General features: G+C 71.0%; 14 protein-coding genes and 1 pseudogene. 5 read left to right on the top strand and 10 right to left on the bottom strand.

Annotated elements, in window-relative coordinates; all coding sequences use genetic code 11:
* Nucleotides 1-4: 4 nt before the first annotated feature.
* From LMU33_RS28360 to LMU33_RS28350, 3 genes are read right to left on the bottom strand one after another with little or no spacing between them, the layout of a single operon-like run.
* A complete protein-coding gene (locus LMU33_RS28360; RefSeq protein ID WP_308280815.1) occupies nt 5-856 on the bottom strand; it encodes a carbohydrate ABC transporter permease in 852 nt (283 codons plus the stop codon).
* Nucleotides 853-1,887 carry a carbohydrate ABC transporter permease gene (locus tag LMU33_RS28355; RefSeq protein WP_228623453.1) on the bottom strand — a complete coding sequence of 345 codons (1,035 nt, stop codon included), beginning with the start codon at nt 1,885-1,887 and terminating at the stop codon, nt 853-855. The genes LMU33_RS28360 and LMU33_RS28355 overlap by 4 nt, the downstream gene beginning before the upstream one ends.
* Nucleotides 1,888-1,898: 11 nt before the next feature.
* Nucleotides 1,899-3,197: an ABC transporter substrate-binding protein gene (locus tag LMU33_RS28350; RefSeq protein WP_228623452.1), complete on the bottom strand. Its 1,299-nt coding sequence runs from the start codon at nt 3,195-3,197 to the stop codon at nt 1,899-1,901.
* A gap of 306 nt (nt 3,198-3,503) precedes the next feature.
* On the opposite strand from LMU33_RS28350, the gene LMU33_RS28345 reads away from it, so the two are divergent.
* A complete protein-coding gene (locus tag LMU33_RS28345; RefSeq protein ID WP_228623484.1) occupies nt 3,504-4,538 on the top strand; it encodes a LacI family DNA-binding transcriptional regulator in 1,035 nt (344 codons plus the stop codon).
* Nucleotides 4,539-4,652: 114 nt separating this feature from the next.
* Here the strand turns inward: LMU33_RS28345 and LMU33_RS28340 are convergent, their stop codons facing one another.
* Complete coding sequence (locus LMU33_RS28340; RefSeq protein WP_228623451.1) at nt 4,653-4,892, bottom strand: hypothetical protein; 240 nt, start codon at nt 4,890-4,892, stop codon at nt 4,653-4,655.
* Nucleotides 4,893-4,908: 16 nt separating this feature from the next.
* A complete protein-coding gene (locus LMU33_RS28335) occupies nt 4,909-6,063 on the bottom strand; it encodes an inorganic phosphate transporter (RefSeq protein ID WP_228623450.1) in 1,155 nt (384 codons plus the stop codon).
* Nucleotides 6,064-6,202: 139 nt separating this feature from the next.
* Here LMU33_RS28335 and LMU33_RS28330 point away from each other — a divergent pair, with 139 nt between their 5' ends.
* The 3 genes from LMU33_RS28330 (at nt 6,203) to LMU33_RS28320 (ending at nt 8,439) form a co-directional block, all read left to right on the top strand.
* Nucleotides 6,203-6,601, top strand: a complete 399-nt coding sequence (locus tag LMU33_RS28330) for a helix-turn-helix transcriptional regulator (RefSeq protein ID WP_228623449.1) — start codon at nt 6,203-6,205, stop codon at nt 6,599-6,601.
* Between the two features lie 589 nt (nt 6,602-7,190).
* Nucleotides 7,191-7,607 carry a VOC family protein gene (locus LMU33_RS28325; RefSeq protein ID WP_228623448.1) on the top strand — a complete coding sequence of 139 codons (417 nt, stop codon included), beginning with the start codon at nt 7,191-7,193 and terminating at the stop codon, nt 7,605-7,607.
* A 67-nt stretch (nt 7,608-7,674) separates the two neighbouring features.
* Nucleotides 7,675-8,439, top strand: coding sequence for a VOC family protein (locus tag LMU33_RS28320; RefSeq protein ID WP_228623447.1), 765 nt, complete (start codon nt 7,675-7,677; stop codon nt 8,437-8,439).
* 106 nt (nt 8,440-8,545) lie between these two features.
* On the opposite strand, the gene LMU33_RS28315 is transcribed toward LMU33_RS28320, so the two are convergent.
* The 5 genes and pseudogenes from LMU33_RS28315 to LMU33_RS28295 all read right to left on the bottom strand — a co-directional run bounded on the left by LMU33_RS28315 (nt 8,546) and on the right by LMU33_RS28295 (nt 12,618).
* Entirely contained in the window at nt 8,546-8,878 is a 333-nt protein-coding gene (locus LMU33_RS28315) for a DUF952 domain-containing protein (RefSeq protein WP_228623446.1), read from the bottom strand.
* A 111-nt stretch (nt 8,879-8,989) separates the two neighbouring features.
* Nucleotides 8,990-9,397: pseudogene (locus LMU33_RS28310) on the bottom strand (YciI family protein); the annotation flags it as partial.
* A gap of 38 nt (nt 9,398-9,435) precedes the next feature.
* Nucleotides 9,436-9,651, bottom strand: coding sequence for a hypothetical protein (locus LMU33_RS28305; protein WP_228623445.1), 216 nt, complete (start codon nt 9,649-9,651; stop codon nt 9,436-9,438).
* 224 nt (nt 9,652-9,875) lie between these two features.
* Complete coding sequence (locus LMU33_RS28300; RefSeq protein WP_228623444.1) at nt 9,876-11,099, bottom strand: family 2 encapsulin nanocompartment cargo protein polyprenyl transferase; 1,224 nt, start codon at nt 11,097-11,099, stop codon at nt 9,876-9,878.
* Between the two features lie 112 nt (nt 11,100-11,211).
* On the bottom strand, nt 11,212-12,618 hold the full coding sequence (locus tag LMU33_RS28295) for a family 2B encapsulin nanocompartment shell protein (RefSeq protein WP_228623443.1): 1,407 nt from the start codon (nt 12,616-12,618) through the stop codon (nt 11,212-11,214).
* Between the two features lie 168 nt (nt 12,619-12,786).
* Between LMU33_RS28295 and LMU33_RS28290 the strand changes: the two genes are divergently transcribed.
* Nucleotides 12,787-13,680, top strand: a complete 894-nt coding sequence (locus LMU33_RS28290) for a 1-aminocyclopropane-1-carboxylate deaminase/D-cysteine desulfhydrase (RefSeq protein ID WP_228623442.1) — start codon at nt 12,787-12,789, stop codon at nt 13,678-13,680.
* Nucleotide 13,681: the final 1 nt, after the last annotated feature.

Here is a 13,681-nt window from a genome sequence, read left to right as displayed (position 1 = left end):
GGGTCTACTTCGCGGCACCGGCCGTCAGGCCGGCGACGATGCGGCGCTGGAAGAGCAGCACCATGACCACCAGCGGGATCGTGACGAGGACGCCCGCGGCCATCTGGCTGCCGAACGGGGTCTCGTACGTCGTGGCGCCGGTGAACTTGGAGATGGCGACCGGTGCGGTCTGCATGTCCGGCCGGTTGGTCATCGACAGGGCGATGAGGAACTCGTTCCACGCCGCGATGAACGTGATGATCGCGGTGGTGAAGATGCCGGGCGCGGCGAGCGGGATGATGACCTTGCGGAAGGCCTGGCCCCGGGTGCAGCCGTCGACCATGGCGGCGTGCTCCAGCTCGTCCGGCATCTGCCGGAAGAACGTGGTCAGGTTCCACACCGCCAGCGGCAGCGCGAAGGACATGCTCGGCACGATCATGGCCTGGTAGGTGTTGATCCAGCCGATGTCCGTGAACAGCTTCAGCAGCGGGACCACGATCGACACCACCGGGAACATCGAGGTGGCGATGACGAGGGTCAGTATCAGCCGCTTGAAACGGAACTCCAGCCTCGCCATCGCGTAGGCGGTGAACGTGGCCAGCAGCAGCGCCAGCACGGTGGTGATGCCGGCGACGACGAGGCTGTTGAGCAGCGCCCTCGTGAACCCCTGGGAGGCGCCGAACAGCGAACGGTAGTTCTCGAACGACACCGGGGACGGGACGAGCGAGGTGTCGAAGATGTCGGAGGTGCGGCGCAGGCTGGAGACCAGCATCCAGTAGAACGGCGCCAGGCAGTAGGCCACCACCGCGGCGACCCCCACGTACAGCAGCCGGCCGCGTCGTTTCGCGGTGGTCCCCCTGGACGTCATGGCTGTCATACCGTCACCTCCGCGCGGCGCGGGAACCAGAGCCCGGTCCTCTTGCGGCGGCCGCCTGCGGTGCCGCCGACCAGATCGGCGCCCAGCAGCCGTACGAAGGCGAGCGCGACCAGGAAGACGTAGAGGAAGAGCAGGACGGCGTAGGCGGAGGCCGGGCCGAAGCGGACGTTGGACGCCTCGTTCTGGGCCAGCATGGACAGCGTTTCCACGGAGTTCTTCTGCGCGCCGATCAGGATGTACGGCAGGTCGAACATCCGCAGTGCATCCATGCAGCGGAACAGCATCGCCACCAGCAGCGCCGGCTTCACCAGGGGCAGCGTGATGTGCCAGAACCGGCGCAGCGCGCTCGCGCCGTCGATGCGGGCCGCCTCGTAGACCTCGTTCGGGATCACCTGCAGCCCGGCCAGGACCAGCAGCCCGATGAACGGGGCGGTCTTCCACACCTCCGCGACGATGACCGCGACCTTGGCGTGGAAGCCCTCGGTGGTCCACAGGATCTGGTGGCCGATCAGGGCGTTGGCGATGCCGTCGCTGTTGAAGATCCACCGCCACAGCAGGGCGGAGATGGCCGTGGGCACCGCCCAGGGGACGAGGATGCCCGCCCGGACCAGGGCCCGGCCGCTGAACGCCCGGTGCATGATCAGGGCCATGGCCACGCCGATCACCGTCTCCAGCCCGACGGTGACGACGGTGAAGAAGGTGGTGTTCCAGAAGGCGTTCCAGAACCGGTCCCCGGCGGCGCCGAGGATGTCGGCGTAGTTCTTCAGCCCGACGAACGGCTCGGTGCTGCGGATGAAACCGGTCTTCGGGTCGAGGCCCTTCGGCCCGTACAACGACTCCCGCAGTGCCATGACCGTCGGGTAGAGCACGACGATCATCAGCACCAGGAGTGTCGGGGAGACCAGCAGGGCCGCCATCCGCCCCGAGCCGGCCGTGGCGCGGGACCGGGTGCGCAGGCCCCTCACCGGTGTACGGGACGGGCGGCGGGCCTCGGCTGCGGCGGTTCCGGTCGGGATCTCGACGTCGGTCATGGCCCCGCTCCTCACTGCGCCGTGGACTTCTGCAGCTCCCGCTGCAGGTCCTTCAGCGCCTGTGCGCTGCTCTTGGTGCCGGTCAGCGCGGCGTACGCCTCCTGCTGGACGGCCGAGGTCACATCGCCGTAGCTCACCACCCGCGGGCGCGGTACGGCGCGCAGGATCGACTGCTTGAGGACCGGGAGGTACGGGTACTGCCGGGCCAGTGACGTGTCGTCGTACAGGCCGGTGTACGGCGGGGCGAGGGAGGCCTTCTCCAGGAAGGTCCGCGCGGTGTCCTCGCCGCTGAAGAACTTCATGAAGTCCAGTGCCGTCGCCTTGTTCTTCGCGAAGGACGACAGGGCCAGGTTGTGGCCGCCCAGGCTGGAGGAGCCGGGACCGTTCAGACCGGGCAGCGGCGCGACGGCGTAACTGCCGGCCAGCTTGCTCTTGCCGGCGAGCGCGTACATGTACGGCCAGTTGCGCAGGAAGACCAGCTTGCCGGCCTGGAACGCCTGGCGGCCGTCCTCCTCCTGGTAGGTGATGGCCTCCTTGGGGATCGTCCCGTCCTTGAAGGAGCCGGCGAGGAAGTCCAGGCCCTTCTTCGCCGCGGGGGTGTCCACGTCGGGCTTGCCGTTGGCGTCGGTCACGACACCGCCCGCGGAGTTCACGGCCTCGGAGAAGTTCACCGTCAGGCCCTCGTACTTCTGGAACTGCCCGGCGTAGCAGGACACGCCCTTGGCCGCGGGCAGCTTCTTCACCTTGGCGCAGTCGGCCTTCATCTCGGCCCAGGTGGCCGGGGGCCTGGTGACTCCGGCCTGCTTCAGCAGGTCGCTGCGGTAGTACAGCAGGCCGCCGTCCGAGCTGGCCGGGGCCGCGTACAGGCCGCCGCGGTACCTCGCCGTCTCCACCACCGGCTTCAGCATCTTCCCCAGGGGGAACTGCTGTTCGGGGAGCCTGTCGATCCACTGGTGCGCGGCGAACTCCGACGTCCACACGACGTCCAGGGAGAGCACCGTGTAGGCGTCGGACTTCGTCTCGGCGTTCTGGATCATCTGCTGGCGCTGCGCGTCCGCGTCCGTCGGCAGCTGGATGAAGGTGACCTTCTCCTTCGGGTGCAGCTTGTTCCAGCGGTCGAGGACCGGCTGTACGGCGCCGGTGGTGTCCTTTCCGGCCACGTAGGTGATGGGACCGCGGCCGGTGAACGACGTGGTCCCGGACTGCCCGGCGGAACCGCCGTCGTCGGACGAGCCGCAGGCGGCGAGGAGGAGTCCGGCGGCGGCGAGCGCGGCCGAGCACCGAAGGGCTCTGGCTGTTCTGGTCTTCACTGTCTGTCTCTCCTGGTCGTGCGGAACCGAAGGCGACTCTGTTGTGAGACTGCGTTGTCACAGCAACATCTTGATCAAACACGCAGGTCAAAGCGGCTGCAGCGAGCGTCCGGGGAGCGACTTTGACCCGGCCGAGACAACGCTTGCACGCTAGGAGCGGGGTAAGCGGAAGTCAATGCGTTACTTCTGGGTAATGAGAGGACGGCGGGGCATCAGAGCCGTGAAAGCGCTGTCACGGCAGGGCTCTACGCGGGGGTCTCCTGTGCTACCGTCCGGCACATGCCACCAGCTCAGCGACACCCCACGATGGCTGACGTCGCCGAACGGGCCGGGGTATCCGCCTCCACCGTCTCGCGGACCCTGCGCGGCCTGAGCACCGTCTCGCCGGAGGTGCGCACCCGCGTCGAACAGGCCGCCCGCGAACTGAACTTCGCCGTCTCGCGTCAGGCCGCAAGCCTTGTCACGGGGAAGACGGGCACCGTGGCCGTGCTCGTCCCCACGCTCAACGCCTGGTTCATGGGCGCGGCTCTCTCCAGCCTGAGCCCGCTGCTGCGGGCGGCGGGCATGGAGCTGACCGTCTATGTGATCCCCGATCTCGCCGAGCGCACCTCGTTCTTCGACCGGCTGCCCGCCCGCCGGAACGCCGACGCGCTGCTCGTCTTCTCCTTCGACCTCACCGAGGAGGAGACCGGACGGCTGGACAACCTCGGCATGCCGGTCATCTACGTCAGCCAGCACGTCGACGGCCGCCCCAGCGTGTACGTCGACGACGTGGCCGGCGCCCTGCACGGCACCCGGCACCTGCTCAACCTCGGCCACCGCCGGATCGCCTTCATCAAGACGGTGGGCGCGAGCGGCTTCTCCTTCAGCTCCAACGAACGGCTGCTCGGCTACCAGCAGGCGCTCACCGAAGCGGGCATCCCGCTCGACGACGACCTGGTGGCCGCCCTGCCGGTCGGCGACAAACGCGCCACCACCGAAGCGCTCGGCAGGCTGCTGAGCCTCCGCGAGCCGCCCACCGCCGTCTTCGCCGAACAGGACGAGGTCGCCGTCGCCGTCATCCGGACGCTGCGCCGGACCCGGATCGAGGTACCCGAGCAGATGTCCGTCCTGGGCTTCGACGACCAGCCGGTGGCCGACTGGTTCGACCTTTCCACCATCGCCCAGTCACCCTCGGACATCGGACGCGAGGCCGGCCGGCTGGCCCTGAAGCTGATCAACGACTCCGAGTCGGACCACAAGCAGCACATCGTGCTGCCCACCCATCTGATCCCGCGGGCCACCACCGCACCCCTTCTCCAAAGGGAGCGGGAGACCGACGGCGGGTCTTCCGGCGCCTGAGGCCGCGCGGGCCGTAGAGGCGCGAGGCTGCGGACACCGCGGTGAAAGGGCCCGGCCGGTTTCCCCTCGACCGGGCCCCTGCCGTTGCTTGCGTGGCTGTTGCTTGCGTGTCCGTCAGTGGAACTGCGGCACGATCAGATAGATCCCGTACGCCACCACCGCCGCGCAGGCGAGGAAGCACAGGGCGGCCTGGAGCCGGCCCAGGGTCGCGGCGGCGGAGCGGCCGGCTCCGGCGCCGTCGGCTTCGGCGCGGGACAGGCCCAGGACGCCGAAGGTGAAGACGACGACCACGGCGACCGTGACGCCGAGGCTGACCGCGGCGACGTTGCCGAGGGCGGACCAGTCGACATGCATGGGGGCTCCCGGAGGTTCAGGCGGCCGTGCCGACGTTCGTCGGGGCCGGGGTGCGGAGGGTGACCTCGTGGTGGTCGTTGACGTTGTCGGCGCGCACCGGATTGCGGCGGGACGCGGCGACGATGACGACGGCGAGGGCCAGGGCGACCAGGGCGATGACCGCCGTACCGAGATTGCCGCCGTGCTTGACCACGCTCGCCGAGAGGCCGCCGACCAGCGCGGCGGCGGGCAGGGTGATCAGCCAGGCCAGCACCATACGACCGGCCACGCCCCAGCGGACCTCGGCGAGCCGGCGGCCGAGACCGGCGCCGAGGATGCTGCCGGAGGCCACCTGCGTGGTGGACAGCGCGAAACCGAGGTGGGCGGAGGTGAGGATCACGGCCGTGGAGGCCGTCTCGGCGGCGAAGCCCTGAGGCGACTGGATCTCCGCCAGGCCCTTGCCCATGGTGCGGATGATCCGCCAGCCGCCCAGATAGGTGCCGAGGCCGATGGCCAGGCCGGCCGCGCCGATCACCCACACCGGCGGGCCGGCGTCGTGGCCGAGCGCGCCCGCCGAGATCAGGGTCAGCGTGATGACGCCCATGGTCTTCTGCGCGTCGTTGGTGCCGTGCGCGAGGGAGACCAGGGAGGCGGAGGCGATCTGGCCAAGGCGGAATCCCCGGGTCACCGAGTCCTGCCGGGCGCGGGCGGAGAGCTTGTAGGCGAGGTAGGTGGCGAACAGGGCGGCCAGTCCGGCCACCACCGGGGAGGCCACGGCCGGGATCAGCACCTTGTCGACGACCTTGTCGAAGTGCACGCCGTGGGAGCCCGCACCGACCCAGACCGCGCCGATCAGCCCGCCGAAGAGCGCGTGGGAGGAACTGGAGGGCAGTCCGGCCAGCCAGGTCACCAGGTTCCACAGGATCGCACCGACCAGCCCCGCGAAGATCATCGCTGGGCTGACCAGGGTGTCGTCCACGATCCCGCCGGAGATCGTCCTGGCCACCTCGGTGGACAGAAAGGCCCCGACGATGTTGAGGATTCCGCTGACCAGAACCGCGACGCGCGGCTTGAGCGCGCCGGTGGCGATGGAGGTCGCCATCGCGTTCGCGGTGTCGTGGAACCCGTTCGTGAAGTCGAACGCCAGTGCCGTGACGATGACGACCGCCACGAGGAACGTGATGTGGTCCATTCCCCAAGGCAAGCAAGGGCGGGCCAATGCGCGGAGAACTGAAGGCGAACGGCGTCTCGAATATGGGGGAGCCTGTTGTGCAGTCCTGTGCGAAACCGTTGCATCTCCCGGTGTCAGTGCCCTGTGCCAAGCTGTGGACGTGACCCTGGAGGACCTCAGACGGCTGCGGCGCGTACGGGACCGCATGGACCGTGAGTACGCCGAGCCGCTCGACATGACCGAGCTGGCCAGGGGCGCACACATGTCGCCGGGGCACTTCCAGCGCAGCTTCCGCAAGGCCTTCGGCGAGACGCCGTACAGCTATCTCATGACCCGCAGGATCGAGCGGGCCAAGGCGCTGCTGCGCCGGGGCGACCTCACCGTGACCGAGGTGTGCCTCGCCGTGGGCTGTACCTCGCTCGGCTCCTTCAGCTCCCGCTTCACCGAGCTGGTCGGAGAGACGCCGAGCGCATACCGGTCCCGCGACCACGAGGAGAGCGCGGTGATCCCGTCCTGCGTGGCCCGCACGTTCACCCGCCCTCGCCGCAGACCGTACTGAGCCGCCCGCGCTGTCCTCCACCGGCCGCTCCTGCGAGACCGGCCACTCCTTCCACACCACCGGCCTCACGACCCGACCCGCACCACCGCCGCTCAGCACCGCCCGCACCAGCGCCCTCAGTGCCTCCGCTCCGCCCCACATCGCCGCCCACTCCGAGCCGCACGTACGGCTGGTGTCAGCCTCTGCGGCTCTCCCGTGGTCTTCTCGGCTTTCACCTCCCAGCTCCCCTCCGCTCCGGTACGCCCACCGGCCCACCGCGCACCACCCCTCTCAACCTCTTCGCGCCCCCACGCCACGGCCGTCACCCACCACCCGCACGGCTGACCTCAGCCTCCCCACGCCCCCGCGGTCACGACCCTCACCGCCACCTACGCCCCGCCACCCCACCGACGCGCCCCGGGCCACCACCCTCAACCCCTTCGCACCGCCCGCGCCGTCGTCTTCGGCGCCGTACCGCCGCCCTCACCGACCCTTTCGCACCCACAACTCCCACCGGCCGCCCGTCCCGTCGGCCTTGCCCCCTCCCCCGGTGCCCGGCGGCCTTGTCGGCTCGCGCGCGGCTGCGGCCGGATGGGCCTAGCGTGAGCCCATGGACGTGAAACTCAAGCAGTGCTTCATCGCGGTGGACGACCATGACAAGGCGCTCGCCTTCTACCGTGACGTGCTCGGCCTGGAGGTCCGCAACGACGTGGGCTTCGAGGGCATGCGCTGGGTGACGCTGGGCTCGCCGCTGCAGCCGGACGTCGAGATCGTGCTGGAGCCGCCCGGCGCGAACCCCGACGCCTCCCCCGCCGACCGGCAGGCGCTCGCCGAGCTGCTCGCCAAGGGCATGCTCAGGGGTGTCATCTTCACGACCGAGGACTGCGACGCCCTGTACGAGCGGGTGCGTAAGTCCGGCGCCGATGTGCTGCAGGAGCCCACGGACCAGCCGTACGGGGTGCGCGACTGCGCCTTCCGGGACCCGGCGGGCAACCAGCTGCGCTTCCTCCAGCGGCCCCCGGGGTGAACGGCCTGCCGCCCCACCCGCGTGAATCTCCCGGTCCCGACGGGGAGTTCACGCCTACACTCCCCACGTGATCATTCGCTGGACGTACGCCTTCGCCGACCGGCCCGCCGCCCGGCTGCCGGAGGCGCGCGCCTTCTGGACGGCCGTCACCGGCACCCGGGCGTCCCGGCCCCGTGGTGAGCGGGGCGAGTTCACGACCCTGCTGCCCGAGGGCGCGACCGGTACGGACCCGTGCGTGAAGCTCCAGGGCGTCACCGAGGGCTGCGGCGGCGCCCACCTCGACCTCTGTGCCGAGGACGTACGGGAGCTGACCTCGGCGGCCCTGGAACTCGGTGCGGAGCCGGTGGCGGACCACGGCGACTGGGCCGTCCTGCGGTCCCCGTCGGGCCAGTTGTTCTGTGCCGTGCCCTGGCACGGGGAGACGGTACGGCCGCCGGTGGTGGCCGGCAGCCGGCTCGACCAGGTGTGCCTCGACATCCCGTCGTCGGCGTACGCCGCCGAGTCCGCGTTCTGGGCCGGGCTCACCGGCTGGCAGCGGCTCACGGGATCGCGGCCGGAGTTCGAGGTGCTGAGGCCGCCGGCGGGGCTGCCCGTCCGGATCCTGCTCCAGCGACTCGACGACGAACGCCCTGCCTCCGCCCATCTCGACCTCGCCTGCGCGGACATCGCCGACGTCCGCGCCCGGCACGAGAAGCACGGCGCCGCCTTGGTGAGCGAGGGTCCGCACTGGACCGTGATGCGCGATCCGGCGGGCGGCGTCTACTGCCTGACCGGCCGCGCCCCGGAGACGGGCGGTCTGCCGGGCGGCGGTCGGCGGGCCGTCGTCGCGTAGAGGCGCACCACCCCGGTGTGCCGGCCACGGCCAAGGCCACGGCGAGCGCCCAGAACGTCACCGGCCATCGCCACCACCGCGGCGGCGAGGTGTTCCCCCTGCCCGGTCACCCCCAGGGCTCGACGTCCACCACGGCGTCGGCCGGCACCGGCCCGTACACGTGCGGGAACTCCTCCCCGCCGGGCTCCATGGCCTCGTACTTCACCGGCGCGCCGACCAGGGCAGGGTCCACGACCAGCACGACCAGCTCGTCCGGGCCGTCGTAGTCGCCGTAGAGGAACTCGGCGATGCGCGGGAGCTGTTCGCGGGTGGAGAAGTGGATGAAGCCCTCCTCCTGGAGGCTTCGGCCACGGGTCGACACCTCATAGGTGCCGCGCTCGCGCGCCGCCTCCCACAGGGAGCGCTCGGTGATGTGGACGATGTTCGGAAGTTTCGGCATGCGGCCACGCTACGGTCCCGGCCCGGCCGCGCGCGCCGCCTTGTCCGGCACCGGCGCCTTCTTCGGCGCCGATGTCCTGTCCGGCACCGATGTCGTCCGTCCGGCGGCGGTGTCGCCGGCGCCGTCCATGAGGGGCCGGATCACCACGGGGTAGTCGATCAGGCCCTCGGGGCCGGGACAGCGGGTCACGCGTTCGGCTATCTCGGTGACCCGGTCCAGGCTCGCGCAGTCCACCACCCAGTAACCGGCCATCAGCGCCTCGGTCTCGCCGTACGGGTCGTCGGTGATCACGGTCTCGCCGTCCTTGCCGCGCGCGACCAGCCGGGTGCGGGCGGGTTCGGCCAGGCCTTGGGCCTCCACGAGTTCGCCGGACTGGGCGAGGCCGTCGCTGATGGCGCCCATGTACAGGTACATGGCCTTGAGCTGCACCTCGGTCCAGGCCGGGGCGTGCCGGGTGGGCTTGCCGGCCATCGCGTCGTACTCCGCCTGCGTACCCTGCACCATCACCAGGTACCTCATTGGTCCGCTCCCTCGGCTCAAGACCTCCTCGGCAGGGCTCAGGATTTCTCGGCCTCGGACTCACCGGGGCGCGGCTGCTCGGTCCCCTCGGCCGGAGCCGCCGGCTCGGCAGGCTCCCCGTAGGCCGGGCAGTCGGGGTTGCGGCAGGGGCCGGGGCCCCACACCGGCACCCAGGCGCCCAGCGTCTTGCGCCGTCCGACGACCGTCTCGACGGGCTGTCCGCAGACGGGACAGACGTGGTCCTCGCTGGCCATGTCCTCAGGGTAGGGCGGGCGGGGGGCCGGCGCTTCCTGCGGTACGGATCGTGACGGCGACCACCCGCCGCCTCGTGCGCCTGCGCGAGCTCGAAGAAACAGCAGACCCCGCGCACCATGGGCATGCGCAGGGGCCGCCAAGCCGGAACCCCGGAACCGTACGGGGTCAGGAACCGCACGCCCCGGGGCCCCGGGTTCCTCTCGGCTGCCGAAGCCGACAGCCCTCAGCTCCTGCGCCGCGTCACGAACTCGGCCAGCGCCAACAGACCACCCGCCGCCTCGGGGACGGGAACGGCGCGGGACAGCTCCTGCACGGCGCGGGCCATCCGGTCGGCCGCCTCGGCCTGCGCCCAGTCCCGGCCGCCGGCCCGCTCCACGGCCACTGCCGTACGCGCGATGCCCTCCTCGTCACCGGAGACGTACGGCTTCCCGTACAGCTCGGCGAGTTCGGCCGCGGCCTCGGTTCCGGAGGACAGGGCCGCCACCACGGGCAGCGACTTCTTGCGGGCGGCGAGATCGGCACCGGCCGGCTTCCCGGTGCGCCGTGGGTCACCCCATATCCCGATGACGTCGTCGATCAGCTGGAAGGCGAGCCCGGCCTGGCGGCCGAAGCCGTCAAGCGCCGCCACCTCCTCCTGGCCGGCGCCCGCGTAGAGCGCCCCCAGGGCGCAGGCGCAGCCCAGCAGCGCACCGGTCTTCGCCTCGGCCATGGCGAGCACCTCGTCGAGGGTGACCTCGTCCGGGGCGCGGCGCTCCATGTCCGTGTCGGTGTGCTGGCCGGCGCACAGCTCCACGACACAGTCCGCGAGCCGGACCGCGGCCGGACCGGCGGCCGGGTGCGGATCCTCGGCGAGCAGCCGCAGGGCCAGCGCCTGGAGGGCGTCACCTGCGAGGATCGCGTCGGCGTCGCCGAACACGGTCCAGGCCGTGGGCCGGTGCCGGCGGGAGGTGTCCCGGTCCATCACGTCGTCGTGCAACAGCGTGAAGTTGTGGACCAGTTCGACCGCGACCGCCGCCCGGACCGCCGCCGTACGGGCCGCCGTTCCGCCGAGGGCCGCGGCCGCCGCCAGGACGAGCGCGGGCCGTATCGCCTTGCCCGCGTGGCCGGTTGCCGGGGTGCCGTCCGCGTGCTGCCAGCCGAAGTGGTGGAGCGCGACCCGGCGCATGGGGGCGGGCAGCGACTCCAGGGCCGCCCGCAGCTGCGGGTCGACGACGGCCCGGGTGCGCTCCAGCAGCGCCGCCGCCTCATGCTGGTCGAGCTGCCCCTCGGGATGTTCCCCGGGAGGTCCTTCGCGAAGTTCCCCGGCATGTTCTTCGGGCTGCCCCTCGGCATGCCCGTCGAGCGGACCGGCACCGCTGTCGCCGGTCCTCCCCCGCCGTTCCCCTGCCGTGCCGGGGTGCGGCACGGCGGGGGAACGCTGTTCGGTCTCCGTCATGAACTCGGCCATGTCTCCCCCTCGCCAGGTCCGCGGACACCGGCGTCGCCGGCCCGGCCGGACGCATATTCCGAGGGTCTACCCTCCCCGGAGGGCGGGGACACGGCCGCGAAGTGCGGAAACGTCACCTCCACCGGCCGATCTCGACGTTCTCCAGCACGCCGAGCGCGTCGGGCACCAGGACGGCGGCCGAGTAGTAGGCCGTCACCAGGTACTTGATGATGGCCTGTTCGTTGATGCCCATGAACCGCACGGACAGGCTCGGCTCGATCTCGTCCGGGATGCCCGACTGCCGCAGGCCGATGACACCCTGGTCCTGCTCACCCGTGCGCATCGCGATGATCGACGTCGTGCGCTCCGGGGTGACCGGGATCTTGGCGCACGGGTAGATCGGCACTCCGCGCCAGGTCGGGATGCGGTTGCCGCCGATCTCGACGGTCTCCGGGACCAGTCCGCGCTTGTTCAGCTCGCGCCCGAACGCGGCGATCGCGCGCGGATGGGCCAGGAACAGCTTGGTGCTGCGCCGGCGGCTGAGCAGCTCGTCCATGTCGTCCGGTCCGGGCACGCCGTCGTGCGGCTGGATCCGCTGGTCGTACTCGCAGTTGTTGAGCAGACCGAAGTCGCGGTTGTTGATCAGCTCGTGCTCCTGGCGCTCCTTGAGCGCCTCGACCGTGAGCCGCAGTTGCTGCTCGGTCTGGTTCATCGGCTGGTTGTAGAGGTCGGCCACGCGCGTGTGGATGCGCAGCACGGTCTGGGCGATGCTCAGCTCGTACTCACGGGGCCGCGCCTCGTAGTCCACGAAGGTGTGCGGGATGTCGGGCTCGCCGGAGTGACCGGCCGCCAGCTCGACCTCCTTCTCGCCGTACTTGTTGGTCCGCTGCTCCGGCAGCGAGCGCAGCTGCTCGAGGTGGTCGCGCAGGCTGTCCGAGCGCTCGGCGACCTGCTGGAAGTCCTGGCGGCTGAGGATCAGCACGGTGGTCGCGGTGTCGGCGCGGACGGTGTACTCCCAGATGGCGTCCGGGTCCAGCAGCGCCTGGTCGCCGAAGTAGGCGCCGTCGGCGAGCACGCCGAGGACGGCGTCGTCGCCGTAGGGGCCGGAGCCGATCTTCTCGACCCTGCCGTGCGCCAGCAGGTAGACCTCGCCCGTCTGGTTGCCGAAGTCGGCGATCACCTCGCCCCGTGCGAAGTCGCGCTGGCGGCAGCGCCGGGCGAGCTCCGTCAGCACCTCCTCGTCCTCGTACGAGCGCAGGGCCGGCAGCTCGCCGAGTTCGGCCGGGATGACCTCGACCTGGTCCCCGGTCTTCACGAAGGTGATGCGGCCGTCGCCGACGGAGTACGTCAGCCGCCTGTTCACGCGGTATGTACCGCCCTGTACGTCGACCCACGGGAGTGTGCGCAGCAGCCAGCGGGAGCTGATCTCCTGCATCTGAGGTACGGACTTGGTGGTGGTGGCCAGGTTCCGCGCGGCCGCGGTCCCGAGGGACTGCTGCGGCTTGCCCTGTTCCGTGCGGACCTCTTCGCCTACCGACATAGAGAATTGCCTCCCAGGTATGCCCGGCACCGAATCGCAGGGGGCACCGGTCTCGGCACCGAGCCTTCCATCACGGTGCGTGGTCGCACCATTACCCGAAAGAGCGGGAATGGATCATCGGATTACTGGGCACGAAGAGGGATCTCGACGAGTGGCGACAATGAATGAGTGACCAGCCGGACCGCCCTCACCCCCCGACTCCCCTCCCCCCTCCAAGAGGTCGGGGACGAGCGGTTCGACAGGCACGGACTCCGGCTCCTCCTCAAGCGCGACGACCTGATCCACCCCGACCTCGTCGGCAACAAGTGGCGCAAGCTGGTGCCGAACATCGAGGCGGCGGCGGGGCGGCCGCTGGTGACCTTCGGCGGGGCCTACTCCAACCACCTGCGGGCCACCGCCGCCGCGGGCCGCATCCTCGGGCTGGCGACCACCGGTGTGGTCCGCGGCGACGAGCTGGCCGACCGCCCGCTCAACCCCTCCCTGGCCCGGTGCGCGGCGGACGGCATGCGGCTGCACTTCGTCGACAGATCGACGTACCGGCAGAAGAGCGAGCCGGAGACGCTGGGCGCCGTCCTGCGCGCGGCCGGCGCCGAGGAGGCGTACGTCGTGCCCGAGGGCGGCAGCAACAGCGCGGCCGTACGTGGCTGCCGGGCCCTCGGCGAGGAGCTGCGCGGGCACGCCGACGTCGTCGCGGTCGCCTGCGGCACCGGCGGCACGCTCGCCGGGCTGGCCGCTGGTCTGGCCCCGGGGCAGCGGGCGCTCGGCGTGCCGGTCCTCAGGGGCGGCTTCCTGGAAGACGGCATACAGGCACTGCAGGAACGTGCCTTCGGCGGCCGTACCGGCTCCTGGTCCCTCGACGAGCGTTTCCACTTCGGCGGTTACGCCCGTACGACACCGGAACTGCACGCGTTCGCCGAGGACTTCGAGGACCGCCACGGGCTGCCCGTCGAACGTCTCTATGTCGCCAAGTTGCTGTACGGACTTGTCGCCCTCGCGGCAGAGGGCGCCTTCACGCGCGGCACGGCGATCGCGGCCGTCGTCACCGGGCGGCCCTTCCCGTAGG

The organism is Streptomyces barringtoniae (assembly GCF_020819595.1).
GTDB lineage: Bacteria > Actinomycetota > Actinomycetes > Streptomycetales > Streptomycetaceae > Streptomyces > Streptomyces barringtoniae.
Note: the sequence above shows the minus strand (reverse complement) of the source record. Positions and strands in the feature narration are given on the sequence as shown.

Bases quoted from the DNA above. Each gene is read 5' to 3' on its own strand.
- LMU33_RS28340 (WP_228623451.1), bottom strand. From the start codon at position 4,892: ATGCATGTCGACTGGTCCGCCCTCGGCAACGTCGCCGCGGTCAGCCTC.
- LMU33_RS28360 (WP_308280815.1), bottom strand. From the start codon at position 856: ATGACAGCCATGACGTCCAGGGGGACCACCGCGAAACGACGCGGCCGG.
- LMU33_RS28315 (WP_228623446.1), bottom strand. From the start codon at position 8,878: ATGCCGAAACTTCCGAACATCGTCCACATCACCGAGCGCTCCCTGTGG.
- LMU33_RS28335 (WP_228623450.1), bottom strand. From the start codon at position 6,063: ATGGACCACATCACGTTCCTCGTGGCGGTCGTCATCGTCACGGCACTG.
- LMU33_RS28325 (WP_228623448.1), top strand. From the start codon at position 7,191: ATGGACGTGAAACTCAAGCAGTGCTTCATCGCGGTGGACGACCATGAC.
- LMU33_RS28305 (WP_228623445.1), bottom strand. From the start codon at position 9,651: ATGGCCAGCGAGGACCACGTCTGTCCCGTCTGCGGACAGCCCGTCGAG.
- LMU33_RS28345 (WP_228623484.1), top strand. From the start codon at position 3,504: ATGGCTGACGTCGCCGAACGGGCCGGGGTATCCGCCTCCACCGTCTCG.
- LMU33_RS28300 (WP_228623444.1), bottom strand. From the start codon at position 11,099: ATGGCCGAGTTCATGACGGAGACCGAACAGCGTTCCCCCGCCGTGCCG.
- LMU33_RS28355 (WP_228623453.1), bottom strand. From the start codon at position 1,887: ATGACCGACGTCGAGATCCCGACCGGAACCGCCGCAGCCGAGGCCCGC.
- LMU33_RS28295 (WP_228623443.1), bottom strand. From the start codon at position 12,618: ATGTCGGTAGGCGAAGAGGTCCGCACGGAACAGGGCAAGCCGCAGCAG.